The organism is Streptomyces sp. NPDC091972 (assembly GCF_044756385.1).
GTDB lineage: Bacteria > Actinomycetota > Actinomycetes > Streptomycetales > Streptomycetaceae > Streptomyces.
Window position 1 is genome coordinate 213,300 of record NZ_JBIVSV010000004.1, and the last position, 24,182, is coordinate 237,481.

Genomic DNA, 24,182 nt, shown 5'->3' on the forward strand with positions numbered 1-24,182 from the left:
TGCGCTCAGGCCAGGCCCGCCTCCTTCATCTGCCTCAGCTCCTTCTTCATCTCGGAGACCTCGTCGCGCAGCCGGGCCGCGATCTCGAACTGGAGGTCCGCGGCGGCGGCACGCATGCGGGCCGTCATCTCCTCGATCTGCTCGGCGAGTTCGGCGGCGGGACGGTCGGTCGGGACGGTCTCCTTGGCCCTGCCCTTGGCGGCCTTGGTGCCGGCCGCCTTGCCGCCGAGGGCGGGCACGGGGGCCTTGGCCGGTTTGCCGTCCTTGCTCTTGCGGTAGCCGGAGCCGAGCAGCTGCTCGGTGTCCACGTCCTCGCGGGCGATCTGCGCGACGATGTCGTTGATCTTCTTGCGCAGCGGCTGGGGGTCGATGCCCCGCTCCTTGTTGTACGCGACCTGCTTCTCCCGGCGGCGGTTGGTCTCCTCGATGGCCTTCTCCATCGCCGGGGTGATCTTGTCGGCGTACATGTGGACCTGGCCGGAGACATTGCGCGCGGCACGGCCGATGGTCTGGATCAGGGAGGTGCCGGAGCGCAGGAAGCCCTCCTTGTCGGCGTCGAGGATCGCGACCAGGGAGACCTCGGGCAGGTCGAGGCCCTCCCGGAGGAGGTTGATGCCGACCAGGACGTCGAACTCGCCGGAGCGCAGCTCGCGCAGCAGCTCCACGCGGCGCAGGGTGTCGACGTCGCTGTGGAGATAGCGGACCTGGATGCCGAGCTCCAGGAAGTAGTCGGTGAGGTCCTCGGCCATCTTCTTGGTGAGCGTGGTGACCAGGACACGCTCGTCCTTCTCGGTGCGGGTGCGGATCTCGTGCACGAGGTCGTCGATCTGGCCCTCGGTGGGCTTGACGACGACCTCGGGGTCGACCAGGCCGGTGGGGCGGATGATCTGCTCGACGAAGCCGTTCCCGCGCGAGAGCTCGTACTTGCCGGGCGTGGCCGACAGGTAGACGGTCTGGCCGATGCGCTCCGTGAACTCCTCCCACTTCAAGGGGCGGTTGTCCAGGGCGGACGGGAGGCGGAAGCCGTGGTCGACGAGGGTGCGCTTGCGGGAGGCGTCGCCCTCGTACATCGCGCCGATCTGGGGCACGGTGACGTGCGACTCGTCGATGACGAGCAGGAAGTCGTCCGGGAAGTAGTCCAGCAGGGTGTTCGGCGGGGAGCCGGGCAGGCGGCCGTCGAAGTGCATCGAGTAGTTCTCCACGCCGGAGCAGGAGCCGATCTGGCGGAGCATCTCCAGGTCGTAGGTGGTGCGCATCCTCAGGCGCTGGGCCTCCAGGAGCTTGCCCTGCTTCTCCAGTTCGGCCAGGCGCTCCCCGAGCTCCTTCTCGATGTCGTTGACGGCCCGCTCCATGCGCTCGGGGCCCGCGACGTAGTGGGAGGCAGGGAAGACGTAGAGCTGTTCGTCGTCGCTGATGATCTCGCCGGTGAGCGGGTGGAGCGTCGAGAGGGCCTCGATCTCGTCGCCGAACATCTCGATACGGACGGCGAGCTCCTCGTAGACCGGGAAGATCTCGATGGTGTCGCCGCGGACGCGGAAGGTGCCCCGGCTGAAGGCCAGGTCGTTGCGCGTGTACTGGATGTCCACGAAGCGGCGCAGGAGCTGGTCGCGGTCGATCTCGTCGCCGACCCTGAGGGGGACCATGCGGTCCACGTACTCCTGGGGGGTACCGAGGCCATAGATGCAGGAGACGGAGGCGACCACGACGACGTCGCGGCGGGTGAGCAGTGAGTTGGTCGCGGAGTGGCGCAGCCGCTCGACCTCCTCGTTGATCGAGGAGTCCTTCTCGATGTAGGTGTCCGACTGCGGGACGTAGGCCTCGGGCTGGTAGTAGTCGTAGTACGAGACGAAGTACTCGACGGCGTTGTTCGGCAGCAGCTCCCGGAACTCGTTCGCGAGCTGGGCGGCCAGCGTCTTGTTCGGGGCCATGACGAGGGTGGGGCGCTGGAGCTTCTCGATCATCCACGCGGTGGTGGCGGACTTTCCGGTGCCGGTCGCGCCGAGCAGGACGACGTCCTTCTCACCTGCCTCGATGCGCTTGGCCAGCTCGGCGATCGCCGCGGGCTGGTCGCCGCTGGGCTGGTAGGGGCTGACGACCTCGAAGGGCGCCACCGTACGTTCGATGTGGGAAACGGGCCGCATGGAGTCCACGGTACGACTCCCCACTGACAACGCGGTCGGATCAGGGGTTCGGGGCGATGGCGGGGGGGGGTGGGGACTGGGGGCGGGGGGCTCAGGGCTGGGGCCGGGCCCGGCGGAGTCGACGGACCGCGAAGGGGGCAACTTCGGGGCGCGGATCGCGGTGTACGTCCTGGGCGATGACTCGCTGATGGCGCCGGTGTTGTTCCAGCTCGCGGGGGTGCCCCGGTCGCGCTGACGGTCCTGTACGTGGCGTCGGGCGGGCGGTCCGCTGCGGCAGGAGCGATGCGCGGGCGGAGCGGAACGGCGGCGGGCGGAGCTGGGGGATGCACAGCGGCGCACGCCGAAGCCGGCGGCTTACGGGCCGGGCGGGGCCGGGGGGCCGCGGCAGCCTGTCGGCCTGGCAACGAGGCAAGGCCGGTGGGTGCCGGCAGAGGCAGGGCAAGCGGTGGGCCAGGCTGCGAGAGGGGGCGGTCGTCCCGGGAGGGCAGCGGTACTGGGGGTCAGCGGTTCTGGGGAGTGCGGGAGTCGTGGTGGTGGGTGTTGCGGTGGGGGCGGAGCGACGGGCGGCGGGCCGGGGGGTGGTGGACCACCTCGCGGGCGGGGACGCCGGGCTTGTTCTCGGTGGGGGACCACACGGGCTTGCCCATGACCATCAGCGGATCGAACATCACGACGACACCCGCGAGCAGCAGGAAGGCCAGCGGGCCGATCATCATCGGCGCGAGCAGGGACGCGGGCGAGTCACCGGAGACCGGCGCGGACGTGTTGTGCAGATGGACACTGAGGGCGGCCATGCCGGTGTAGTGCATGCCCGTGACAGCGAGACCCATGACGAGGCTGGCGCCCACGCTCCACAGGAATCCCCTGACCTGCCCGGCGGCCCACAGGGCTGCGGTGGCGGCGACGACGGCTATGACCACGGAGATGGCGACGGTGACCGTGTTGTACTCCAGTTGCCCGTTCAGGCGCATGCCGGCCATACCCATGTAGTGCATCGAGGCGATGCCGAGCCCGGTGACGGCACCGCCGGTCATCAGGGGGGTGCCGGTCGCGCCCCGGTATCCGACGATGAAGACCCCGATGCCCACCATGACGATGGCGACGGCAAGGCTCGCGAACGTGATGGACCTGTCGTAGTGGATCGGCGCCTGCTCGACCTTGAACCCCATCATGGCGACGAAGTGCATGGTCCAGATGCCGGAGCCGATCGCGGTCGAGCCGAGAGCCAGCCAGCCGGGTCGCCAGGATCTGCTGACCAGCATGGATCTGGTGGTGCAACGCAGGCCGAGGGCACCGCCGAGACAGGCCATGAGGTAGGCCACCAGCGGTGTGACGAGTCCGTAGCTGAATCCGTCGACCGTGCCTTGCATGTGCGGCTGCCCTTCCGCCCTCTTACGTCCTGGAATTCCCTGAAAAGTGCCCCTTCCCAGCGCTGACCGAACGGTCAGGGCCGAGGCAGAGAGTATGACTGCCACCGGAATGGTCGAACGATTTTCCGGCAAAGAAACACGCCCTTGCCCCAGTTGTGCGGCACCAGTGAGCGGTCTCGGGACACGCCCGTTCAGGATGTGTCCATTCTGTACCCCGTTGCCGTTGACCCAGTGCTGTCAGAGTTGTGCTGTACGTGATCGCCCGACGCGAGGAGTACGTATGCACGCGCGCGCCGCAGCCGCCCTGACCACCGCGCTCCTGGGGACCGCCGCCCTCCTGCTTCCCGCCACCGACGTCCGGGCCGTCGAGGACGGCACACCCCCCACGGTCATCGCCCACCGGGGCGGTTCCGCCCACGCCCCCGAGAACACCCTGGCCGCGGTCGACAAGGCCGCCAGGCTCGGCGCCGTCTGGGTCGAGAACGACGTCCAGCGCACCAAGGACGGCGAACTCGTCGTCCTCCACGACGACAGCCTCCAGCGCACCACCGACGTGGAGCAGGTCTTCCCCGGGCGGGCACCCTGGAAGGTGAAGGACTTCACGGCCGCCGAGATCGCCCGGCTTGACGCGGGCAGCTGGTTCGGTGCCGCCTACGCGGGCGCGCGCGTGCCGACGCTGGAGCAGTATGTGCACCGCATCGATCTCCACCATCAGAAACTGCTCCTCGAACTCAAGAACCCGGAGCTGTACCCGGGCATCGAGCGGGAGACCCTCAAGCTTCTGGCCAACGAGGGGTGGCTCGACCGGAAGCACCGGGGCCGGCTGGTCGTGCAGAGTTTCAGCGCGGCCAGTCTGCGGACCGTCCACGACCTCGAGCCCGCGGTGAGGACCGGTTTCCTCGGCACGCCGTCCGTGGCGGACCTGCACACATACGCGCCCTTCGTGGACCAGATCAACCCGTCGTACACCACCGTCTCCACGGCCTATGTCTCCGCCGTCCACGCCTTCACCGGTCCGCACGGCAAACCGCTGGAGGTCTCAACATGGACCGTCAACACCGTGGAGGCCGCGCGCAGGGTCGCCGGGTACGGCGTCGACGGCATCATCACCGACAAGCCGGACGTGGTGCGGGACGCACTGTCCGGCTAGCGGGCCGTTCGTGCAGGTCAGCGGATGTTGTCAGTGCCGGATCGTACGGTGGTGGCATGAACAGCCATGGGCAGGACGAGCAGCGGCTCGTGTGGGCCGTCGTCGGCACGGAGATCGGCCCGCTGCTGCTGGCCGCGACCGACGAGGGTCTGGTCAACGTGGTCTTCCACGCCACCGACCCGGTCCGCGACAAGGCACTGGAGCGGCTCGCGTCCCGGCTGGGCACCGAGCCCGTCGAGGCGCCCGGCTCACCGCTCCTGGCCGAGGCGATACGCCAGGTCGAGGCCTATTTCGCGGGCGAGCGGCACGATTTCGAGCTGCCCCTGGACTGGTCGCTGATCTCCGGCTTCAACCGGCAGGTGCTGCGCGAGCTGGCGTCCGGCGTGCGGTTCGGCCAGGTCGTGGGGTACGGCGAGCTGGCCGGGCGGGTCGGCCAGCCGGGTGCCGCACAGGCCGTCGGGATGGCCATGGGCTCCAACCCGCTGCCGGTCGTCGTGCCCTGCCACCGGGTCGTCGAGAGCGACGGCGGCATCGGGGGCTTCGGCGGCGGTCTGGAGACCAAGCGGCGACTGCTCGCGCTGGAGGGTGTGCTGCCCGAGCCGCTGTTCTGAGGCGGTCCCGTCCGCGTTTCCGAGGCGGTCCCGTCCGGCGCCCCGAGGCGGTCCGAAGCGACGGTGATCGACCGGGGCGAGCCGCAAGCACATGCCCGACCCGCACGGGGCGCTGAACGCGTACGGCCGTTGAACTGCGTACGGCCGGTCTGACTCCGCGAGCGAGGGGGCCGCGCGGCACGTGCGCGCGTGGCCCCTGGCGCGGTCAGTCGTAGTGACGCGCCTCGAAGACATTGCCGTCAGGGTCGCGGAAGTAGAAGCTGCGCCGGGCCATTCCACGGGCGCCGAAGGAGTCGTGGGAGACGTCCGAGACGGGCACGGAGCGTTCCTCCAGGCGGGCACGGAGTGTCTCGAACTCGGCGGCCGGCATGGCCAGGCAGACATGGTTGACGGGGTGTCCCGCGCTTTCGGCAGCGCCGGGGACCATTTTCATGCCGGACGCCAGGGTGAGCGGCATGAGGTCGAGGATGGTCTCGTCGTTGAGCCGTACGGAGGGGAAGGACACCACTCCCGCGGCGAAGTCGGTGAGCCGCACGGGTTCCGTGCCCAGGGTCTTCTCGTAGAAGTCCGCCGATGCCACCGGGTCGCTCACCCACAGGACGACATGGTCGAGACGTATCGAGTTGTCCGTCATGCACCCAAGGCTGGTGTCCTCCGCCACGGCTCGCAAGGGTTTGGCCTGCCCCGCCGCCCGCCAGAGATGAGGGAGAACCGAATGACAGGAGGCAGGCCCGTGGTGCTGGTGGTGTCCGAAGAGGTGCGCGAGGCGATCGACGCGCGTCGACCCGTGGTGGCTCTGGAGTCCACGATCATCGCGCACGGTCTGCCGCGTCCCCGCAATCTGCAGGTGGCGCTGGAGCTGGAGGACGTCGTACGGCAGGAGGGGGCCGTACCGGCGACGATCGCCGTGCTGGACGGGCGGCCCCATGTCGGCCTGGACAAGCAGCAGTTGGAGCGGGTCGCGAACGAGGACGGGATCCGCAAGCTGGGGCACCGGGATCTGCCGCTCGCGGTGGCCGCCGGGGTGAGCGGGGCGACCACGGTGTCGGCCACGGCCCAGCTCGCGGCGCTGGCCGGGGTCGAGGTGTTCGCCACGGGCGGGCTCGGCGGGGTGCACCGGGAGTGGACGACGACCCAGGACGAGTCGGCCGACCTCGGCCTGCTGGCCCGTACGGCGATCACCGTGGTGTGCGCGGGCGTGAAGTCCATCCTGGACGTGCCCGCGACGCTCCAGCGGCTGGAGACGCTGGGGGTCGCGGTCGCCGGTTACGGCACGGACCGCTTCCCCGGCTTCTACCTGTCCGACTCCGGCTTCCCGGTGGAGTGGCGGCTGGACACCCCCGAGCAGGTGGCGCAGGTCATGCGCGCGCGTGAAGCGCTCGGCGCGCCCGGCTCGGCACTGATCGTCGCCAACCCGGTGCCCGAGGAGGAGCAACTGGATCCCGAGCTGCACGCGCGCGTGCTCGCGGAAGCGCTCCAGGCCTGCGAGGAGGCGGGAGTCACCGGTCAGGGGGTCACGCCGTTCCTGCTGGACCACCTGGTGCGGCACACCGACGGCGCCTCCCTGAGCGCCAATCTGGCGGCGGTGCGGGGCAATGTACGGCTGGCGGCGCGCATCGCGGCCGCCCGGGCCGGGGCGTGACGACGGACGGGCTCGGTCAGGCCGCGGCCGCCCGGGGCGGCGGGCTCCTGGTCGTCGGGGACGTCATCACGGACGTCGTCGCCCGGTATCGGGGGCCGCTCGCCACCGGCACGGACACCGCCGCCGCGATCCGTACGGTGCCGGGCGGGGCGGGGGCCAATGTGGCCTGCTGGGCCGCCTGTGGGGGCGGTGCGGAGGTGCGGCTGCTGGGGCGGGTGGGCGCGGACTCGGCCGCCTGGCACGAGCGGGAGTTGGCCGCATGCGGAGTGCGGCCCCGCCTGGTCGTCGATCCGAAGGCGCCGACCGGGACGGTGATCTGCCTCGTGGACAACGGAGAGGCCGCCGAGCGGACGTTTCTCACCGACAGCGGCGCGACACTGCGGCTGGAGCCGGGCGACTGGTCGGACGCGCTGCTCGGCGGGGTGACGAGGCTGCACGTGTCGGGCTACCTGCTGTTCTCGGAGCCCAGCCGGGCGCTGGTGGCGGTGGCCGTGAAGTCGGCGCGCGCGCGTGGAGTGCAGGTCAGCCTCGACCCGGCGTCGGCGGGCTTCCTCCGGGAAGTGGGAGCAGACCGTTTCCTCTCCCTGGTCGAGGGGGTGGACGTCCTGCTGCCGAGCCGGGACGAGGCGTGTCTGCTCACCGGTTTGTCCGACTTGGCGGACGCGGCAGGCGAGTTGAGCCGCCTCTTCCCACTGGTGGTGGCGAAGCAGGGGGCAGAGGGTGCGCTGCTCGCCCGGTCCGGAGCCGTGTACGCCCACGTGCCCGCCGTGGCGGCGACGCCCCGGGACACCACGGGGGCGGGTGACGCCTTCACGGGCGCGTTCCTCGCGTCTCTGCTGGCTGGCGCGACGCCCGAGGAGGCAGCAGCGGAAGGATGCCGGGCGGGCGCGCTGGCGGTGGAACGGGTGGGCGGGAGACCACCGGCGCCGGAATGAGGGGTGGGTGATCGAGGGGTCGGTGTCGCCGAGTTGACGAGTGGGGGAAGGCGGGCGCGGCCGGGCGGTGGCGGGGGCGTCGGTTTCGCGGCAGGGCGGTCGGACAGTGCGCGGGCGGCATTAGGTTCGCGGCCGGGCTGTCACCCGGCCGGGGTCGGTCAGCGGACGGGAGTGGGCTGCTGCCGGTCCGCGTCGGCCCCGATGGCCACCGTTCGCCCGACGGCCTCACAGGTGCGGCAACCTCTGTCGGACCGCCTGCCGGTCAGCAAACGCGCGGAATCGGCCCGACGGCTGGTCGGTGGGTCGCCGGCGGCGGGGTGACAGTCGGCCGCCGAGCCGACGGCACCGGACTGACAGCCCCTCCCTGGCTGGCAGGGTGGGACCGAGGGCCGGTTCGTGGCGGGCGGGGTCGGCCTGACGGGCGGTCGGTCTGTCGGCTGCCGGCGCTGGACTGCAAGCCGGTCAGTGATCGAGCCGGGCCGGCGGATGTGCCTTCGAGCTCCAGCCGGTCACCGGCACCCATGGCCGACTCCCGCTCCCCCGCTACGCCTTGCGCCCCCATGCCGAGATCATCGGTGCCGTGGCCAGATCCATCGTGCCGGTGGCGACGTTGGCGAGGTGACGGTCGATGTCCTCGTCCGTGGCGAGGCCCGCCGTGACCAACTGGGCGCGGATCTGGCGGATGGTGGCGGACTCCAGAGCGGCGCAGGCCGGCGAGGCGAGCGGGAAGTACGCGTCGGCGGCCACCTGACGCAGACCGGCCTCGCGCAGCAGGCGCGGGAGCGTGCGGCCGTAACAGAGGTCTGCGCCGCGGTCGGCGAGCAGTCGGCGAAAGCCCTGGCGCAGCCGGTTGGCGAGCTGTTGCTCGGGGCCGTGCTCGTCGGGGCAGGTCAGGGGTTGCAGGGCGGGGTCGGCGTCCTCCAGCAGGAGGCGTCCGCCGGGACGCAGCGCCTTGATCATCGACCGCAAGGCCCGTTCCCGGTCCGGCACATGGACCAGGACGAGCCGGGCGTGCACCAGGTCGAAGCCGTCCCCGGGGGGTTCCTCGGCACTCACGTCGTGGACGCGTACGTCCACCGGCGGGCGGGCCGCCGCGGCGAGAAGGGTGGTGTCGATGTCCGTCGCGACGACCTTCCCGGTCGGGCCGACCTTCTTCGCCAGCCAGGACACCACGGAAGTGCCGCCCGCGCCGACCTCCCAGCAGCGCCAGCCGGATCCGATGCCGAATCCTTCGAGGTGCCGGAAGGTCGTGGGGTCGAAGAGGGTGGCGAAGGCGTCGAAGCGCTCTGCCGCCTCCGCCTGCCGGTTGTCGAGGAGATACCCGTCGGTTCGTGTCATGCCGCGATGATCCCAGTCGTCGGGCTTGTCCGAAACGGACGACGCGGCTTCACGAGGAGAGCGCCGCGGTCCGTCCACCGGGTGCGCGGCCCGGCAGCCGGCGCGACGGTTTTCCACCGGTTTTCCACAGGCGGGAACCAAGCGGAACCACCCCTGTCCACAGGCTCACCCGGCGCTTGCGCCGACCTGGCAAACTGGCGCGCCAGGACGCAGAAGCGCGTCACACGGAGATCCACACGAGGAGATCCAGATGTCCATGGCAGGGAATCTGCGAAAGGTCACGAGCCTCGGCAGGGTCGGCGGCCTGCGCAAGGTGGCCCGGCTGGCCCGGCGGCGTCCGCGCGTCGACCTCAGCCATCACGCCCGCTCCCCGCTGGGCACCTCGGTGGTCAACTGCGTGACGTACAAGGAGGGGGCCCGTATCCCCGTCGACGGCGACCTGGTCGACACCGTGGAGCGGGTGCGCAGGAGCCGTGACGGGTTCGTCTGGCTCGGTCTGCACGAGCCGTCGGACATCGAGTTCGAGGGCATCGCGGACCTCTTCGACCTGCATCCGCTGGCCGTCGAGGACGCGGTCGAGGCCCATCAGCGCCCGAAGGTGGAGCGCTACGGCGAGACGCTGTTCGCGGTGTTCAAGACGGTCTGCTACGTCGAGCACGAGGAGCTCACGGCGACCAGTGAGGTGGTCAACACCGGCGAGATCATGGTGTTCGTCGGCGAGGACTTCGTGATCACGGTGCGGCACGGCAGCCACGGGTCACTGGGCCCGCTGCGCGAGGAGCTGGAGTCCGATCCCGCGCAGCTCGCCAAGGGTCCGGCCGCGGTGCTGCACGCGATCGCGGACCATGTGGTCGACGACTATCTGGACGTCACCGATTCCATCCAGTCGGACATCGACCTGGTCGAGACGGCGGTGTTCGCGGACAACGGCGCGCGGGTCGATCCGGGCCGCATCTACCAGCTCAAGCGTGAACTCCTGGAGCTGAAGCGGGCGGTGGCCCCGCTCAGCCGCCCGCTGGAGGAGCTGTCCGCCCGGCCGATCCACGTCATCGCCCCGGAGATACAGGCGTACTTCCGGGACGTCGCAGACCATCTGCTGCGCGCCAAGGAGCAGATCGCCGCGTTCGACGAGCTGCTCAACTCGATCCTCCAGGCGCATCTCGCGCAGGTGACGGTCGCGCAGAACGAGGACATGCGGAAGATCACGGCCTGGGCCGCGGTGATCGCCGTCCCGACGATGGTCTGCGGGGTGTACGGCATGAACTTCGACCACATGCCGGAGCTGCACTGGACGTTCGGCTACCCGTTGGTCATAGGCGTGATAGCCGTCGGCTGCGGTGTCCTGTACCGCGGCTTCCGGCGCAACGGCTGGCTGTGACCCGGGGCGTACGGGGGACGGGGCCGTGAACGGGTCAGTGGGTGGTCGAGGAGCGCGCGTAGACGCTCTCGGCCCAGCCGGCGATCTGCTCGTCCGTCAGGTGCCGGGCCAGGTCGGACTCGCTGATCATGCCCACCAGGCGCTTGTTCTCGATGACGGGGAGCCTGCGGATCCGGTGCTCCTGCATCTCGTGGAGGACGTCGGTCACGTCGGCGCCCGCGTCGATCCAGCGGGGCGTGCCCTGGGCCATCTCGCCGGCGGTGACCTCGGCCGGGTCGCGGCCGACGGCCACACAGCCGATGACGATGTCGCGGTCGGTGAGGATGCCGCACAGCCGTTCGTTCGCGTCGCTGATGGGCAGGGCTCCGACGCCGAGTTCACGCATCAACTGGGCGGCGCGGTCGAGGGTCTCGTGGGCGGGGATCCACTGGGCACCCCGATGCATGATGTCTCCGGCGGTGGTCATGGAGTACCTCCCGGTGCCGGACGGCCGGCGCGGCGCGGGCGGCACCGCAAGTCCCGGCGCCCTACATTCTCGCCGCGCCGGAGGGGGCCCGCACCCGGAACCCGGCGGTAGCGGCGGCCGGGTCCGGGCAGCGGCGGCACCACCGCCCTGGGATCGCCAGGATCCGCCGGATCAGCCGGATCAGCCGGATCAGCCCGAAGCGGCGGATCGGCAGGGCGTGCCGGGTCAGCCGTTCCACGCCGGGTGGCGGGGGTCGTCGGCGCGGACGAGGACGTCGGCCGTGCCCGCCGGGTCGGTCTCGTCGCCGTAGCGCTGGTAGGCGGGGAGGGTCCAGTGGTCGGGCTCGGGGGTCCGGCGACGGAGGGCGCCCTCGGAGAGGAGGACGTGGACGGTCAGGTCGAAGGGGAACCAGTGACGCAGCAGGAGGGGGCCGTGGAGCAACAGGACGCCGCCGGGCGGGAGGTGGACGTAGGGACTGCGGGTGGCGCGGTCGGTGACCGGGTCCCACAGGTCGGGCAGGACTCGTCCGTCGCCGCCGGGTTCGAGGGGGCCGAAGACCTCGCGCCAGAGGGCGCCGGTGTCGAACCAGCCGTTGTAGTAGGCCTCCAGGTCGTGGTGGCCGTATTCCAGGCGGACGGAGGCGGGGCGCAGGAAGCCCTCCATGCCGACGACGAGCGAAGGGCGGCCGCGTATCCGCAGGGCCTCAGCCACCCGTTCGGCGAGTTCGCCCGGGCGGGCCGCGGGGGCGCCGTCGAGGGCGACGCGGGGCCAGGGGCTGCCGTCGGCCGGCTTCAGTTCGAGGAGGCGGTCGGCCAGCCGCTCGCCGAGCCGTTCCCAGGTGATCGCTTCGAGTCGCACGTGGCCATGATGCGTCAGTCGGCCTCCAGGATGCGGCGGCCCACTGCCGCCGCCGACCCCCCGCTGTGGCCGGAACAACGGGCGGCGAGCGTGCGTGTCACTGCCGGAGCGGCGAGTGAGCGTGTCAGTGGCGGAGCGGCGGGCTTGAGTGCTGGTGATGGCTGCCGCCAATGGGGGTCGGCGATCGGGCTCGGCGATCGGGGTCGGCGACGGGTGTGGCCGGGAATGAACGCCTCATGACCGGCCTCGCGACTCCTCCGGCCCGTGACGGGCTTCTCGTGGTCCAGCCGTTGCGGAGGCGGCATTGTGCGGAGTGCCGGGGCGGACCGTTGGCGCTGCTCGTGGTCGAGGGCGGGGTGCTTCGGTGTCTCGACTGCGTCGACCTCGGACACCTGGTGTTCCTGCCGCGCGGGGACACGGCCCTGACGCGTCGGTCGCGGGAGGAGAGCACGCTGTCGGCGGTGGTGGTGCGGTTCAACCGGCGCAAGGGGCGTTACGAGCGGCAGGGCGTTCTCGTCGAGGAGGCGGGGCTGGCGAGGGCCGAGGAGCGGTGTCTGGCCGACGCGGAGGCGCGGCGGCGGCGCCGGGTGCGGGACGCACGGCGGCGCGCGGCGGAGGACGTGCGGTTCGCGGGGGCGTTCGCCGCGGAGATACGACGGCTGTTCCCCGGGTGCCCTGAGGAGCGGGCCCGGGCCATCGCCTCGCACGCGTCCCTGCGGGGCAGTGGGCGGGTGGGGCGGAGTGCGGCGGGGCGGGCCCTGTCGGAGGGGGCCGTGGTGTCGGCGGTGGCGGCGTCCGTACGGCATGTGGACACGCAGTACGACGCGTTGCTGATGAGCGGGGTGGCGCGGCACGAGGCGCGGCGGCGGATCGCGGGGCGGGTGGAGGCGGTACTGAGCGGGTGGCGGGACCTACCTGAGGCCGGGATTACGAGAGGAGGCGGGCTGACGTCCCGCACCTGACGATCCCGGCGGCTGCTGCTGCTTGGCGTCGCCGGTTTTCGTGCCGGTCCTCGTGCCGGCAGAGCCCCTCCCCTCTCCCCCGCCCGGTGTGAAGGGCTTCTGGGCGGTTCGTGGGGATGGACGTCTGCTTATGGGGGTGCGCGGAATGGCCATGGTTCACGGGGCGGGGGCGGGATTGACTGGTGGGGACGGGTGGTGCCGGACCGGAGGCGGAAGCTGGTGTCGAGATGATCGATGGGCCTTACTTCGTGCTGGTGGTGCTCGGGGTGCTGGGGACCGGGCTGGTGGCCGGGGTGTTCTGTGCGTTCTCGACGTTCGTGATGAGGGGGCTCGCCGCGTTGCCGCCCGCGCAGGGCGTCGCCGCGATGAACGCGGTCAATGTGAGCGCGGTGCGGCCGCCGTTCATGGCCGTGTTCGCCGGCTCCGCGGTGCTGTGCTCGGTGATCGCGGTGGTGACGTTCGTGCTGTGGCCGGACGAGGGGACCGTGGAGCTGCTGGTGGGGAGCGCGCTGTATCTGTTCGGCACGTTCGGGCTGACGATGGTCGCGAACGTCCCCCGCAACGACGCCCTGCTGAAGCTGGACCCGGGCACCTCTGAGGCGACGGCGTACTGGCCGGCGTACGTGCGCGAGTGGACGATGTGGAACCACGTTCGCGCGGTCGCCTCGGGCGCGGCGGCGCTGGCGTACCTGCTGGCCCTCACCTGAGCGCGCGAACGCCCCTGGCCGCGGGCCCGTGCCGGACGCGGCTCCCGGAACCCGGCTCCGGAGGCCAGCCGACCGAGCACCGGGAAAGCGCTGTCCCGTAGCGCTCACCGGCACTCTGCGCGAGTGGCCGGGGAGTCGTATCGTGGCCGAAAGAAGTTCCGCAGGAGTGCCGCCCGATGACGCACGGCCACGTCGGACGCGTCAGCGTCACCAGCGCGAGCGAGGAAGACGGCCATGGCCGATCCCAAGGGATTCATGACCACCCCGCGCCAGGACTGGCCCCGCCGGCCGGTCGAGGAGCGGGTCCGGGACTGGGACGAGGTGTACGTTCCGGGCGGGCTGCTGCCCATCGTCAGCAGGCAGGCGGATCGCTGCATGGACTGCGGCATCCCCTTCTGCCACCAGGCCTGTCCGTTGGGGAACCTCATCCCCGAGTGGAACGACCTGGTCTCGCGGGAGGACTGGCGGCAGGCCGCCGACCGGCTGCACGCGACGAACAACTTCCCGGAGTTCACGGGGCGGTTGTGTCCGGCGCCGTGCGAGGCAGGATGCGTGCTCGCCATCAACCAGCCGGCGGTCACCATCAAGAACGTCGAGGTGGCCGTAGCCGACCGGGCCTGGGAACTCGGGTTCGCGCCGCCCCGGCCGCCGGACCGGCTGTCCGGGCGGACCGTGGCGGTGATCGGGTCGGGGCCGACCGGGCTCGCCGCGGCGCAGCAGTTGACGCGGGCGGGGCACACGGTCGCCGTCTTCGAGAAGGACGACCGGCTCGGCGGGCTGATGCGGTACGGCATCCCCGAGTTCAAGATGGAGAAGCGCCATCTGGAGCGGCGGATCGAGCAGATGCGGGCCGAGGGGACGAAGTTCCGTACGTCGACGACGGTGGGCCGCGATGTCGGGGCGGCGGAGTTGCGGACACGGTACGACGCGGTGGTGGTCGCCACCGGGGCCACGGCATGGCGCGAACTGGACGTGCCGGGGCGGGAGTTGGCCGGGATTCACCAGGCCATGGAGTATCTGCCGTGGGCCAACCGGGTCTGCGAGGGGGAGCTGGCGGTGTCCCCGATGTCGGCCACCGGGAAGCATGTGGTGATCGTGGGCGGGGGCGACACGGGGGCCGACTGTCTGGGGACCGCGGTGCGTGAAGGGGCCGCCTCCGTGACCCAGTTGGACATCTACGCGCAGCCGGGAGGTGAGCGGGACGAGGATGTCGAGCCGTGGCCGACGTATCCGAAGATCTACCGGTTGTCGGCGGCGCACGAGGAGGCCCGTGATCTGGGGACGGCGCCCGCGGCGGACGCGGACGCGCGCCTGTTCGCGGCGTCCACGCTGCGCTTCACCGGCGACGAGGACGGGCATGTGCGGTCGTTGCACCTCGTCGAGGTGGACGCGGCGCGGCGGCCGGTGACCGGCACGGAACGGACGCTGCCCGCCGACCTCGTGCTGCTGGCGCTCGGGTTCTCCGGGCCGGACCGGGAGGACGGGCTCGTGGAGCAGTTGGGGCTGGAGCTGGAGCCTCGGGGTACGGTCGCGCGGGACGCGGGGTTCGAGACGAACGTGCCGGGCGTGTTCGCCGCGGGGGACGCCGCCCGGGGGCAGTCGTTGATCGTGTGGGCGATCGCGGAGGGGCGGGCGGTCGCGGCGGCGGTCGACCGCTACCTGACCGGGAGTTCCCGACTGCCGGCGCCGATCGGGCCGTACGACCGGCCGATGACGGTGTAGGTCGGCACAGGGACCCCCGGCCCCAGCCCCAGACCTCCCCCTTCCCCTCCTCGGCCGCTTACCCCCGCTCGTCCGTCCCCGCCACCTTCGCCGTCGCCAGAGCCACCCTGTTCCATGTGTTGATCGTGAGGATCAGGGACAGCACGTGGGCCAGTTCCTGCTCTTCGAAGCAGGCCGCGGCCTGTGCGTAGACCGCGTCCGGGACTCCCCCGTCGGCCACCAGGGTCACCGCCTCCGTGAGGGCGAGGGCCGCCTGTTCCCGCTCCGTGAAGAAATGCCGGGCTTCCCGCCACACCGGGACCATGTGGAGGCGGTCCTCGGACTCGCCGGCCTTGCGGGCGTCGTTGGTGTGCATGTGGAGGCAGTACGCGCAGTGGTTGAGGTGGGAGGCGCGGATCTGGATCAGCTCGACGAGAGCGGGGTCGAGCCCCTCACGGGCCGCCGTGTCGAAGCCGATCAGCGCCCGGAAGACCTTCGGGGCGGCCTTCGCGAGGTTCAGTCGAGATGTTTCCGTCACGTGCTGGTTCGTCGTGGTCATGCAATGAACCTATGGCCTGGAAAGACCGGCTGTAGGGTGCATTTCCGTGGCGGAATCGTGGGTCAATTACGCGGAGCGGATCGGCTCCGACCTGCACCTGGAGCTCTCCGGACCGGGCGGCAGGCGGGCCGCGCTCATCACGGCGCTGCGTGACGCCGTGCGCAACGGACGGCTCGCCCCGGGCACCCGGCTGCCGCCGTACCGCTCGCTCGCCGCGGACCTCGGGGTCGCCCGCAACACCGTGGCCGACGCCTATGCCGAACTCGTCGCCGAGGGCTGGCTCACCGCCCGCCAGGGCTCCGGCACCCACGTCGCCGAACGGACCCGGCCGCTCCCCACCGCCGTACGCCCGAAGGCACACGCGCGTGCCCCGCACGCCCCGCACCACGACGGGCCCGTCCGGCACGACCTCCGCCAGGGCACTCCCGACGCCTCCTCCTTCCCCCGGTCCGCCTGGCTCGCCTCCTACCGCCGGGCCCTCCACCGGGCCCCCAACGAGGTCTTCGGTCCCGGCGACCCCGCCGGGCGGCCGGAGCTGCGAGCGGCCCTCGCCGACTACCTCGCACGCGCGCGTGGCGTGCGGACGGAGCCGGACCGGATCGTCGTCTGCTCCGGGTTCGCGCACGCCCTGCGGCTGCTCTTCGGACGCGGAGCCGGAAGCAGGAGCGAAAGCGCAGGCGGAAGCGCAGGCGAAATCACAGGCGGAGACCGGGTCGGCGGCCCGGTCCGCGGCGGACAGATCCTGCGCGGTCCGCTCGCCGTCGAGGCGTACGGGCTGCCCTTCCACCGGGAGCTGCTCGCTGCCGCAGGCGTACGGACCGTGCCGCTCCCCCTCGACGAGCACGGCGCGCGGATCGACCGGCTGGGCCGCGAGCGGGCCGTACTGCTCACGCCCGCCCACCAGTTCCCGACCGGTGGTCCGCTGCACGCCGAGCGGCGGGCGGGGGTGGTCGACTGGGCACGCGCGCGTGGCGCGGTGGTGCTGGAGGACGACTACGACGGGGAGTTCCGCTACGACCGCAAGCCCGTCGGGGCCCTCCAGAGCCTCGACCCCGAGCGGGTGATCCTGATCGGCTCGGTCAGCAAGAGCCTGTCACCCGCGGTGCGGCTGGGCTGGATGGTGCTGCCGGAGCGGTACGTGGGCGGGGTGCTCGCGGCCAAGGGCGAGCGGGAGGCCTGGGCGAGCGTGCTCGACCAACTGGCCCTCGCCGACCTGATCGCCTCCGGGGCCTACGACCGTCACGTACGGCGGATGCGGCAGCGCTACCGGAGTCGCCGGGACCGGCTCGTCGCCGCGCTGGCCGAGCACGCGCCGCACATCGAGGTCACCGGGGTCGCGGCGGGGCTGCACGCGGTGCTGCGGCTGCCGCCGGGCACCGAGCAGTCCGCCGTCGAGAGCGCCGTGCGGCACGGGGTCGGGCTCGACGGGCTCGCGGGCTTCCGCCACCCGGACACGGACATGCCGGCCCACGACGGCCTGGTCGTCGGGTACGCGACGCCTCCTGAGCACGCGTACGGAGCGGCCCTGGAGGCACTGTGCGCGGTACTGGCGCCAAGGGGCCTGCTTCGGTAGGAACACACCCCGGCCCTCTGTCCCCTCCTCGTGCGAAGTGCCGAAAATGCCGAACAGCCACCCCTGCCGGTGGTGACTGTCAGCAGGATGGTGGCTGCTCCGCGTCGTACGGCGTCCTGGTGCTACGCCCTCTTCTCACTCTTCTCGGTCGGTCCCGACGATTCAGTGCTTAGCAATGGCGCAAGGGGTCAGGAGAGCAGGAAGTCGGCCACCCCCGCCTTCGCGCCCTCGATGAAGGCGGTCATCTCGTCGGTGGTGTAGATCAGCGCCGGTCCGTCCGGGTCGGTGGACTGGCGCACGGCGATCCGGCCGTCGGCGAGCTTCATCGCCTCCAGGCAGTTGCCGCCGTTGCCGCCGCTCCACGGCTTGTGCCAGCCTTCGCTCCCCAGCTCCCGGGCAGGCATGCCGTTGTAGACGGGGAGACGGGGCTTGATGCGATTCATTCACAGCTCCTTGCGGAGATCCCGGAGGATCTCCTTCGTGCGATGTGCCGTAGCGGCCTGCGCCGCCATGCGGTCCATGACCTCGAGGTGGGTCGCCACCTCGACACGCGCGTCCAGATAGACCGCGCCGGTCAGGTACTCGCTGTAGACCATGTCCGGGAGTTCCGGCATGGCGAATCGGAAGAGCACGAAGGGCCCGTACGTCCCGGGGTGCGGCCCGTTGGCGAACGGGGCGACCTGGAGCGTCACGTTGGGCAGCTTCGTCGCCTCGAGCAGTTTGTCGATCTGCGCACGCATCACCTCCGGGCCGCCGACGGGGCGGCGCAGCACGGTCTCGTCCATGACCACCCACAGCCGGGGCGCGTCCTGACGGGTGAGCAGTCCCTGCCGTTCCATGCGCAGGGCCACATGACGCTCGATGTCCTCGGGGCTGGTCTGGCCGATGGCGCCCGAGCGCAGGACGCCACGCGCGTAGTCCTCGGTCTGGAGCAGACCGGGCACGAAGTGCGGCTCGTACTCGCGGATGAGCGCGGCCGCGCCCTCCAGGCTGACGTGCATCGAGAACCAGCCGGGCAGCACGTCGTGGAAGCGCTGCCACCAGCCCGGGCGGTTGGCGTCCTCGGCGAGCTGGACGAAGTCCTCGGCCTCCTGGTCGGAGACGCCGTAGGCCTTCAGCAGCAGTTGCAGGTAGGGGATCTTGAGCCCGACCTCGGCCATCTCCATACGGCGGACGGTGGCGGGGGCGACCCGGAGGATGCGGGCGGCCTCCTCGCGCTTGAGCCCGGCGCGTTCCCGCAGGTCCAGCAGGCGCCGACCGAGGACGACCTGGCCGACCGTCGGCGCGGACCGCGGTTCGCTCACGCTCCACCTCCACTGAGTCATATTCGGCGCGTCAAGGCATGTACGGGCGTCACAGCCACCAGCATGCTGACAGGCCAGCGGCGCCATTCGAAGACCTGATTCGAAGATCTGTACGGATACGAATACCGTGCGTACGGATCTCCGGTGATCCCAACTGGCGCCGCTCGACATGCTGTTGCGAGCAGTGTGCCACGGCCTCTCACCGCGTCACACAGCACTCTGCATTTTTCAGAGTGACACTTGCCAAGTGTTCACGACGGGGCGATAGTGGCAAGCGTGATTCCGTCCCCGCCCTTAGGAACAGACGCTGCCGAAGACCGCCCCCAGGGTCTCGGTGCTGTCGCGGGACTGGGGCCCGACAGGGCCGCTGCCCGGCGCCGGTTCCGATTCGAGCTGGCCGCGCATCCGGGTTCTCCCGCGCAGGCCAGACGCCTGACGAGGGCGCGGCTGACCCATTGGTCGGTCTGTGAGGACACCTGCGACTCGGCCGCCCTGGTGGTCTCCGAGCTGGTGACCAACGCCATCGTGCACACCGCGAGCAGCCGTGTGGTCTGCGAGCTGCACGACAACGACGACCTGGTGCGGATAGCCGTCCGTGACGAGGGCTGCGCGCCGGGTGAACCGCATCCGTCCCCGCAGCGCGGCGAAGAGGAGCACGGGAGGGGACTGCTCCTCGTCGACTCCCTCTGTCACGCGTGGGGCGCCCACGAGCACGGCCCCGGGCTGCTGGTCTGGGCGGAGCTGCCCCGCAAGGCGGACGAGCCCCGCACCGACGCGGGTCCGCGCAACGACCTGGGCTGGGGAGCCCGCCCCAAGCCGGTTCCCTCCGGGGAGCCCGGCCAGGGCGACGAGGCCGAGGAACACCACAGAGCGGCGCCCGAGGGGGCGGCCCGCGAGCACGGAGCGGGGGGCGCGGACGCATGGGCGTGAGGAGCGGGCCCGGCGGCCAGGTGCTGACCCTGGACACGCTGGTCCGCCTGGGGCGCGGGCTGCGGACACCGGGGACACCGCACAGGCTGGCCGTCCCGGAGGGGATGACGGCGCCGCTGGGCTGCGACGCGGTGCGGATACCGGCACTGCTGAGCGAGCAGCTCCTGTCCCGGCTGCCGCGGGTCGGGTGCGTGTACGCCGATGGCACGCACTGGTGGTGGCTCGTTCCCGCCGACTCCGACTACGCGCTCGAATGGCCCGTGCCCGCCCAGTACGCCACCGGGGCGCTTGTTCCGGACGCCCCGGTGGTGCCGTCCCTCGTGCACCGGGCCGAGGGGACGCTGCCCTACACGCCGCCGATACCGCTGTACCTGGCGCTGTGCCGGCTGACGGGGACGACACCCACGTGGTCCCGGCCGGTCAGCCCGGCGGGACAGGTCCCCTGACCGGACCGCCCACCGCGCCCGCTGGGCACGCGGAGTACGGCTCCCTGCCAGGCGCTCTGAGACCTGCGCCCGCTCGGCACTCTGACGCGAACCCCCTGCCGGCGCCCCGAGGCAGACCCCGGCGCCCCGAGGCAGACCCCCGCCCGGTGCCCTGAGGCGTGCGCCCGCTTGTTTTGTCCGCTTTTCTCTGCGCCCTGCCCAGGTCCCGTCCGCCCCCGCCATAGTGGCCCCGTCCACGATCGGGGGGAGGCCGGCGGTGGGGAAACGGCGTGGTGTCGAGCAGCCCGGCGTCTCCGAGTCGGAGCGACTGCTCTTCGGAGGGCCGCTGCGCTACGACACGGGGTGGAACTCGCACTCCGACGCTTTTCTGGAGCTGGGGTTCCGGGCCATGGTCGGCCGGCTGCCCTCGCTGCTCTCGGGGAGTCTGCGGCTCGCCTGGCAGGCCGACCGGCGGGCCGCGCGGATCGTGCTGGTCGCCGAGGTCGGCCGGGGACTGACCCAGGCCGTGAGCCTGCTCGCCGTCAACAGTGTGCTGGGGCGGCTGATCGGCGGGGGCGCCCTGGAGGACCGGCTGCGGGGCGCCGTGCCCGCGCTGGTGACGATGGCCGCCGTCATGGTCGTGGGAGCGCTGCTGCGGGCGGCGTCGACGTACGCCACGGGCCGGCTCGAACCCAAGGTCGAGCGGGTGGCGACCGAGCGGTACCTGGAGCAGGCGGCCACCGTGGAGCTGGCCGCGATCGAGGACCACGCCTTCCACAAGCTGCTGGACACCGCGCAGTACGGCGCCACCTCGGCCCGCCGGATGATCTCGTTCGCGACCCGGGTGGTGAACGCGATGATCTCGCTGGTCGCGGCGGCGGGCGTGCTGACCGTGCTGCACCCCGCGCTGCTCCCGTTGCTGGTCACGATGACGATCCCGAGGGGCTGGGGCGCGCTGACCATCGCCCGCCGCCAGTACGAGTCCTTCCACACCTGGGTGCAGCACGTACGGGCGGGCAGGCTGCTCGGCGCCCTGCTGATCGAGCCGGAGGCGGCGCCGGAGATCCGGGTCCACGGGGTGGGCCCGTTCCTGCTGAGGCACTACCGCGCGATGGCGGAGACGGCGGAGGCGGAGCAGGCCCGGCTGGCCCGGCTCGCCGCCCGTACGGGACTGATCGCGGCGGCCTGGACGGGCCTGGCCACGGTGGCGACGTACGCGACGCTCGGCGGGCTGCTGCTGGGGGGCGCGATGGCGCTGTCGGTGGCCGGCACGGCCGTGATCGCCGTGCGCACCGGCTCACAGAGCCTGAACACCCTGGTCGTCGAGATGAACGCGCTGCACGAGGAGGCCCTGTTCGTCGGGGACCTCCAACGGCTCTACGAGGAGGCCGCCAAGTGGGCCGTCCCGGCGGGCGGGACCGCGCTGCCGGACGACCCGCGCGAGATCCGCTTCGAGAACGTCACCTTCGGCTACCCGGGTGACACGGCCCGCCCCGCGCTCGACGACGTGACGCTCACCCTGCCGCTCGGCAAGATCGTCGCGCTGGTCGGCGAGAACGGCTCCGGCAAGACCACCCTGGTGAAGCTGCTGGCGGGCCTGTACACCCCCGACCGGGGCCGGATCCTGTGGGACGGGGTGGACGCGGCGCACGCGGACCGGCGGCTGCTCGCCGAGCGGGTCGCGATGGTCGCCCAGGACTTCAAGCGGTGGCCGTTCACCGCCCGCGTCAACGTGGCGGTGGGCCGCGCCTCGGCGCCGCTGACCGACGAACGGGTGTCCGGGGCGGTCGCGGAGGCCGGGGCCGGGGAGGTGCTGGCCGATCTGCCGCGCGGCCTGGACACGCTGCTGGCCCGCAACTTCAGCGGCGGGCACGAGCTGTCGGGCGGGCAGTGGCAGCGGCTCGGGATCGCCCGGGCCGCCTACCGGCGCGGGCGCATCCTGATCGTGGACGAACCGACGGCCGCCCTGGACGCCCGGGCCGAGCTGGAGGTCTTCGAGAAGATCCGCGCCCTGGCCGGCACCGGTCAGACGGTCGTCCTGATCACCCACCGGCTGGCGTCCGTACGGCACGCCGATCTGGTGCACGTCCTGGAGCAGGGCCGGCTGGTGGAGTCCGGCACGCCCGAGGAGCTTCTGGCCTCCGGTGGTGTCTACGCGGAGCTGTACTCGCTCCAGGCCGAGCAGTTCACGGCAAAGGTGCCCGCCGAGGAGGCGGGCTGACCTCATGCGAGGGCGTCGACCGCTGCCTCACCGCCGCGGACGATCACCAGGAACATGTCGGACGCGAGATCCATGACGACCTCCGCCTTCAGCCCTTCGAGTCGCCTCGCCTGCGCGAACTCCTCCGCCGGCCACGATCCACGCGGCCCGCCAGCGGGAAAGCGTTCGAGCACTGTTCGCCCGTTCACCACCCTGCACCTCCAGAAAGCGTGCGCTCATCCGTAGGAGCGCTTGTAGGAGTTAACGCCTTCCAGGCCCCGAAAGCCTCGGTGAGTTGCCGTACTGAGACGTAGTTGACACGGGTTCAGCGCGAAGCGTGAGATTCCGACTACTCAGCGGTCACTTCTGTCGCTTTCGGTATCAGTCCTCGTACTCATCGTGATATCGGATGCGCACACTGCCCGCAGGCGCCCCAAGAGCCGACGCACGCCCCTTGGGTTCCTCCCACTCCTCCTGCCGGCCCAGCGCGGTCAGGTCGAGGAGGCTGGTGGTGGAGCCGAGTCCGTCGAGGCCGCGCTCATACGTCGAGTACGTGTGGAAGACCCGGTCGCGATCGCGCAGGAAGCAGCTCATCCCGGGCCGCTCGGCCGGCTCCCCCGCGATCTCCAGGGTGGCCTCGAAGTCGCGGTTGAAGTCGCTGCCGTACGACGAGTACCAGGGCACGGTCCATCCCATCCGCGCCTTGAACGGCAGGATCTTCGTGTACGGCGCTCTCGACACGGCCGCGAACGCCGTCCCCCGTGCCTTCAGATGGGCGAGGTGCCCGATCTGGTCCAGGAAGGCGGAGCAGCTCCGGCAGCCCGCGTCCCATTCCGGGGCGAACATGAAGTGGTAGACGACGAGCTGGCCGCGCCCCTCGAAGAGGTCGAGCAGGGTGGCCTTGCCGTCGCCGCCCTCGAAGACGTACTCCTCCTCCACCTCGACCATGGGCAGTCTGCGCCGCTCGGCGTTGAGGGCGTCCCGCGCGCGCGTGGCCGCCTTCTCCCTGACCAGCAACTTCTCGCGCGCCGCGCGCCATTCGTCCCGCGAGACGATCTCCGGTAGCGCCATGGGGTCCCTCCCGTGCAACGGTCCGTCCGGGGTGGTGACCGCGGGGAGGGGCGGAACTCATCGGTGGCACGGAGGTTTTTCCTGCGGCTCCCGCGCACGGGGCTCTGACGGCGTGTGCGGTTACTGGCGGGTACGCAGGGTTTGTAAGATCAACTTCGACCACACGCAAGCCCACCATGGGGGAAACAGCACATGGCCAAGCGCTTCTCCGTCCTGGCCGTCTCCGCGGCCGTCGCCGGCGGCATCTTCCTCACGTCCGTGCCCGCTCACGCCGCCGTCCCGGCCGACCGGGGCGAGGCGACGGTCAAGGCGGCCGTCACCTGCGACAAGAACCGGATGCGCCAGCAGATCGCCACCCTGAGGACCAAGGCCGCCAAGCTGAAGCAGCTGGGCGAGACCGCGGCGGCCAGGAAGGCGCTCAACGACGCGGCCGCCCTCCAGAACAAGCTCGACGCCTGCATCAAGGCCGAGGAGGACACGAGCAAGCCGTTCCCCGGCTAGGTTCCCGGTTCCGGCACGCGGTGCCGCCCGTCCCGTTCGGCGGACGGGCGGTGCCGCGTGCCGTCGCCGTCAGGGGCTGCCCGACTCCGTTACCCCTTGGGCGAGTTGGCCGACGACGTCCACGACTCCGTGCCCGAAGGCGGTCGGAGCGATCAGGATTCCGAAGACCAGGACGATGGCCACGGTCAGCTTCTCGTCGTTCCGGCTCCGCGCCTGCGTTCGCCGGCGCAGCCGCAGGACGATGATGACAGCGAGCAGTACGGCGACGTTGATCGTCAGCTCCATCCGGCCGGCCCTCCCCGTCAGGCGGATGTTCCCTCTGTCATATGTAGCGCGGAATCACCCGGCGCGACTGCCCGG

At 71.4% G+C, this 24,182-nt stretch carries 26 protein-coding genes; 13 read left to right on the plus strand and 13 right to left on the minus strand.

The window, feature by feature from the left end; genetic code table 11:
* Positions 1-5 precede the first annotated feature (5 nt).
* Positions 6-2,141: an excinuclease ABC subunit UvrB gene (uvrB, locus tag ACIQJT_RS13515; RefSeq protein ID WP_402642953.1), complete on the minus strand. Its 2,136-nt coding sequence runs from the start codon at positions 2,139-2,141 to the stop codon at positions 6-8.
* Between the two features lie 500 nt (positions 2,142-2,641).
* A complete protein-coding gene (locus ACIQJT_RS13520; protein WP_402642956.1) occupies positions 2,642-3,511 on the minus strand; it encodes an MHYT domain-containing protein in 870 nt (289 codons plus the stop codon).
* Positions 3,512-3,791: 280 nt separating this feature from the next.
* Here ACIQJT_RS13520 and ACIQJT_RS13525 point away from each other — a divergent pair, with 280 nt between their 5' ends.
* Positions 3,792-4,661 (plus strand): glycerophosphodiester phosphodiesterase, encoded by an 870-nt coding sequence (locus ACIQJT_RS13525; RefSeq protein ID WP_402642958.1) that lies wholly within the window; start codon positions 3,792-3,794, stop codon positions 4,659-4,661.
* 56 nt (positions 4,662-4,717) lie between these two features.
* The gene (locus ACIQJT_RS13530) at positions 4,718-5,272 is read left to right on the plus strand and encodes a methylated-DNA--[protein]-cysteine S-methyltransferase (protein WP_365451614.1); all 555 of its coding nucleotides are present in this window, start codon (positions 4,718-4,720) and stop codon (positions 5,270-5,272) included.
* A gap of 205 nt (positions 5,273-5,477) precedes the next feature.
* On the opposite strand, the gene ACIQJT_RS13535 is transcribed toward ACIQJT_RS13530, so the two are convergent.
* A complete protein-coding gene (locus ACIQJT_RS13535; RefSeq protein ID WP_402642960.1) occupies positions 5,478-5,906 on the minus strand; it encodes a VOC family protein in 429 nt (142 codons plus the stop codon).
* A gap of 99 nt (positions 5,907-6,005) precedes the next feature.
* On the opposite strand from ACIQJT_RS13535, the gene ACIQJT_RS13540 reads away from it, so the two are divergent.
* Together ACIQJT_RS13540 and ACIQJT_RS13545 are read left to right on the plus strand one after the other, a co-directional pair.
* Positions 6,006-6,914: a pseudouridine-5'-phosphate glycosidase gene (locus ACIQJT_RS13540; protein WP_402643702.1), complete on the plus strand. Its 909-nt coding sequence runs from the start codon at positions 6,006-6,008 to the stop codon at positions 6,912-6,914.
* The gene (locus ACIQJT_RS13545) at positions 6,911-7,849 is read left to right on the plus strand and encodes a carbohydrate kinase family protein (protein WP_402642962.1); all 939 of its coding nucleotides are present in this window, start codon (positions 6,911-6,913) and stop codon (positions 7,847-7,849) included. Before ACIQJT_RS13540 ends, ACIQJT_RS13545 begins: the two co-directional genes overlap by 4 nt.
* A 543-nt stretch (positions 7,850-8,392) precedes the next feature.
* Here the strand turns inward: ACIQJT_RS13545 and ACIQJT_RS13550 are convergent.
* Positions 8,393-9,187 (minus strand): methyltransferase domain-containing protein, encoded by a 795-nt coding sequence (locus ACIQJT_RS13550; RefSeq protein WP_402642965.1) that lies wholly within the window; start codon positions 9,185-9,187, stop codon positions 8,393-8,395.
* Positions 9,188-9,437: 250 nt separating this feature from the next.
* Between ACIQJT_RS13550 and ACIQJT_RS13555 the strand changes: the two genes are divergently transcribed.
* The gene (locus ACIQJT_RS13555) at positions 9,438-10,565 is read left to right on the plus strand and encodes a magnesium and cobalt transport protein CorA (RefSeq protein WP_402642967.1); all 1,128 of its coding nucleotides are present in this window, start codon (positions 9,438-9,440) and stop codon (positions 10,563-10,565) included.
* A gap of 34 nt (positions 10,566-10,599) precedes the next feature.
* Here ACIQJT_RS13555 and ACIQJT_RS13560 read toward each other — a convergent pair whose 3' ends face one another.
* From ACIQJT_RS13560 to ACIQJT_RS13570, 3 genes are all read right to left on the minus strand, one after another.
* A complete protein-coding gene (locus ACIQJT_RS13560; RefSeq protein WP_053853404.1) occupies positions 10,600-11,031 on the minus strand; it encodes a CBS domain-containing protein in 432 nt (143 codons plus the stop codon).
* A gap of 61 nt (positions 11,032-11,092) precedes the next feature.
* Entirely contained in the window at positions 11,093-11,269 is a 177-nt protein-coding gene (locus tag ACIQJT_RS13565; RefSeq protein ID WP_402642971.1) for a hypothetical protein, read from the minus strand.
* Positions 11,257-11,889 (minus strand): uridine kinase, encoded by a 633-nt coding sequence (locus ACIQJT_RS13570; protein WP_365451604.1) that lies wholly within the window; start codon positions 11,887-11,889, stop codon positions 11,257-11,259. The genes ACIQJT_RS13565 and ACIQJT_RS13570 overlap by 13 nt, the downstream gene beginning before the upstream one ends.
* 236 nt (positions 11,890-12,125) lie before the next feature.
* On the opposite strand from ACIQJT_RS13570, the gene ACIQJT_RS13575 reads away from it, so the two are divergent.
* The 3 genes from ACIQJT_RS13575 (at position 12,126) to ACIQJT_RS13585 (ending at position 15,280) form a co-directional block, all read left to right on the plus strand.
* Positions 12,126-12,851 carry a DUF2293 domain-containing protein gene (locus ACIQJT_RS13575; RefSeq protein ID WP_402642973.1) on the plus strand — a complete coding sequence of 242 codons (726 nt, stop codon included), beginning with the start codon at positions 12,126-12,128 and terminating at the stop codon, positions 12,849-12,851.
* Positions 12,852-13,078: 227 nt separating this feature from the next.
* Positions 13,079-13,558 carry a DUF1772 domain-containing protein gene (locus tag ACIQJT_RS13580; protein WP_402642975.1) on the plus strand — a complete coding sequence of 160 codons (480 nt, stop codon included), beginning with the start codon at positions 13,079-13,081 and terminating at the stop codon, positions 13,556-13,558.
* A 234-nt stretch (positions 13,559-13,792) separates the two neighbouring features.
* Positions 13,793-15,280 carry a glutamate synthase subunit beta gene (locus ACIQJT_RS13585; RefSeq protein WP_402642978.1) on the plus strand — a complete coding sequence of 496 codons (1,488 nt, stop codon included), beginning with the start codon at positions 13,793-13,795 and terminating at the stop codon, positions 15,278-15,280.
* 58 nt (positions 15,281-15,338) lie between these two features.
* On the opposite strand, the gene ACIQJT_RS13590 is transcribed toward ACIQJT_RS13585, so the two are convergent.
* Entirely contained in the window at positions 15,339-15,818 is a 480-nt protein-coding gene (locus tag ACIQJT_RS13590) for a carboxymuconolactone decarboxylase family protein (RefSeq protein ID WP_365451596.1), read from the minus strand.
* A 46-nt stretch (positions 15,819-15,864) separates the two neighbouring features.
* On the opposite strand from ACIQJT_RS13590, the gene ACIQJT_RS13595 reads away from it, so the two are divergent.
* Positions 15,865-17,391 (plus strand): PLP-dependent aminotransferase family protein, encoded by a 1,527-nt coding sequence (locus ACIQJT_RS13595; protein ID WP_402642981.1) that lies wholly within the window; start codon positions 15,865-15,867, stop codon positions 17,389-17,391.
* Positions 17,392-17,579: 188 nt separating this feature from the next.
* Here ACIQJT_RS13595 and ACIQJT_RS13600 read toward each other — a convergent pair whose 3' ends face one another.
* Both ACIQJT_RS13600 and ACIQJT_RS13605 read right to left on the minus strand, forming a co-directional pair.
* Positions 17,580-17,834: a DUF397 domain-containing protein gene (locus ACIQJT_RS13600; protein WP_007381290.1), complete on the minus strand. Its 255-nt coding sequence runs from the start codon at positions 17,832-17,834 to the stop codon at positions 17,580-17,582.
* Positions 17,835-18,695, minus strand: a complete 861-nt coding sequence (locus ACIQJT_RS13605; RefSeq protein WP_053851854.1) for a helix-turn-helix transcriptional regulator — start codon at positions 18,693-18,695, stop codon at positions 17,835-17,837.
* 267 nt (positions 18,696-18,962) lie between these two features.
* On the opposite strand from ACIQJT_RS13605, the gene ACIQJT_RS13610 reads away from it, so the two are divergent.
* The 3 genes from ACIQJT_RS13610 (at position 18,963) to ACIQJT_RS13620 (ending at position 22,271) form a co-directional block, all read left to right on the plus strand.
* Positions 18,963-19,625 (plus strand): ATP-binding protein, encoded by a 663-nt coding sequence (locus tag ACIQJT_RS13610; protein WP_365451592.1) that lies wholly within the window; start codon positions 18,963-18,965, stop codon positions 19,623-19,625.
* Positions 19,616-20,071 carry a hypothetical protein gene (locus ACIQJT_RS13615; protein WP_053851852.1) on the plus strand — a complete coding sequence of 152 codons (456 nt, stop codon included), beginning with the start codon at positions 19,616-19,618 and terminating at the stop codon, positions 20,069-20,071. The genes ACIQJT_RS13610 and ACIQJT_RS13615 overlap by 10 nt, the downstream gene beginning before the upstream one ends.
* Positions 20,072-20,327: 256 nt before the next feature.
* Positions 20,328-22,271, plus strand: coding sequence for an ABC transporter ATP-binding protein (locus ACIQJT_RS13620; protein WP_402642985.1), 1,944 nt, complete (start codon positions 20,328-20,330; stop codon positions 22,269-22,271).
* A gap of 2 nt (positions 22,272-22,273) precedes the next feature.
* Here the strand turns inward: ACIQJT_RS13620 and ACIQJT_RS13625 are convergent, their stop codons facing one another.
* Together ACIQJT_RS13625 and ACIQJT_RS13630 are read right to left on the minus strand one after the other, a co-directional pair.
* On the minus strand, positions 22,274-22,459 hold the full coding sequence (locus tag ACIQJT_RS13625; RefSeq protein ID WP_365451586.1) for a hypothetical protein: 186 nt from the start codon (positions 22,457-22,459) through the stop codon (positions 22,274-22,276).
* 172 nt (positions 22,460-22,631) lie between these two features.
* Positions 22,632-23,321: a DUF899 domain-containing protein gene (locus tag ACIQJT_RS13630; protein WP_402642988.1), complete on the minus strand. Its 690-nt coding sequence runs from the start codon at positions 23,319-23,321 to the stop codon at positions 22,632-22,634.
* Positions 23,322-23,513: 192 nt separating this feature from the next.
* Between ACIQJT_RS13630 and ACIQJT_RS13635 the strand changes: the two genes are divergently transcribed.
* Positions 23,514-23,822 carry a hypothetical protein gene (locus ACIQJT_RS13635; RefSeq protein ID WP_402642990.1) on the plus strand — a complete coding sequence of 103 codons (309 nt, stop codon included), beginning with the start codon at positions 23,514-23,516 and terminating at the stop codon, positions 23,820-23,822.
* A 69-nt stretch (positions 23,823-23,891) separates the two neighbouring features.
* Here the strand turns inward: ACIQJT_RS13635 and ACIQJT_RS13640 are convergent, their stop codons facing one another.
* Entirely contained in the window at positions 23,892-24,107 is a 216-nt protein-coding gene (locus ACIQJT_RS13640; RefSeq protein ID WP_365451580.1) for a hypothetical protein, read from the minus strand.
* Positions 24,108-24,182 lie beyond the last annotated feature (75 nt).

Excerpts from the sequence above, each read along its gene's own strand:
- ACIQJT_RS13525 (WP_402642958.1), top strand. The coding sequence starts at position 3,792 with ATGCACGCGCGCGCCGCAGCCGCCCTGACCACCGCGCTCCTGGGGACC.
- ACIQJT_RS13575 (WP_402642973.1), top strand. The coding sequence starts at position 12,126 with ATGACCGGCCTCGCGACTCCTCCGGCCCGTGACGGGCTTCTCGTGGTC.
- ACIQJT_RS13600 (WP_007381290.1), bottom strand. The coding sequence starts at position 17,834 with ATGAATCGCATCAAGCCCCGTCTCCCCGTCTACAACGGCATGCCTGCC.
- ACIQJT_RS13560 (WP_053853404.1), bottom strand. The coding sequence starts at position 11,031 with ATGACCACCGCCGGAGACATCATGCATCGGGGTGCCCAGTGGATCCCC.
- ACIQJT_RS13635 (WP_402642990.1), top strand. The coding sequence starts at position 23,514 with ATGGCCAAGCGCTTCTCCGTCCTGGCCGTCTCCGCGGCCGTCGCCGGC.
- ACIQJT_RS13615 (WP_053851852.1), top strand. The coding sequence starts at position 19,616 with ATGGGCGTGAGGAGCGGGCCCGGCGGCCAGGTGCTGACCCTGGACACG.
- uvrB (WP_402642953.1), bottom strand. The coding sequence starts at position 2,141 with ATGCGGCCCGTTTCCCACATCGAACGTACGGTGGCGCCCTTCGAGGTC.
- ACIQJT_RS13580 (WP_402642975.1), top strand. The coding sequence starts at position 13,079 with ATGATCGATGGGCCTTACTTCGTGCTGGTGGTGCTCGGGGTGCTGGGG.
- ACIQJT_RS13590 (WP_365451596.1), bottom strand. The coding sequence starts at position 15,818 with ATGACCACGACGAACCAGCACGTGACGGAAACATCTCGACTGAACCTC.
- ACIQJT_RS13520 (WP_402642956.1), bottom strand. The coding sequence starts at position 3,511 with ATGCAAGGCACGGTCGACGGATTCAGCTACGGACTCGTCACACCGCTG.
- ACIQJT_RS13535 (WP_402642960.1), bottom strand. The coding sequence starts at position 5,906 with ATGACGGACAACTCGATACGTCTCGACCATGTCGTCCTGTGGGTGAGC.
- ACIQJT_RS13550 (WP_402642965.1), bottom strand. The coding sequence starts at position 9,187 with ATGACACGAACCGACGGGTATCTCCTCGACAACCGGCAGGCGGAGGCG.
- ACIQJT_RS13530 (WP_365451614.1), top strand. The coding sequence starts at position 4,718 with ATGAACAGCCATGGGCAGGACGAGCAGCGGCTCGTGTGGGCCGTCGTC.
- ACIQJT_RS13585 (WP_402642978.1), top strand. The coding sequence starts at position 13,793 with ATGGCCGATCCCAAGGGATTCATGACCACCCCGCGCCAGGACTGGCCC.
- ACIQJT_RS13630 (WP_402642988.1), bottom strand. The coding sequence starts at position 23,321 with ATGGCGCTACCGGAGATCGTCTCGCGGGACGAATGGCGCGCGGCGCGC.
- ACIQJT_RS13640 (WP_365451580.1), bottom strand. The coding sequence starts at position 24,107 with ATGGAGCTGACGATCAACGTCGCCGTACTGCTCGCTGTCATCATCGTC.
- ACIQJT_RS13555 (WP_402642967.1), top strand. The coding sequence starts at position 9,438 with ATGTCCATGGCAGGGAATCTGCGAAAGGTCACGAGCCTCGGCAGGGTC.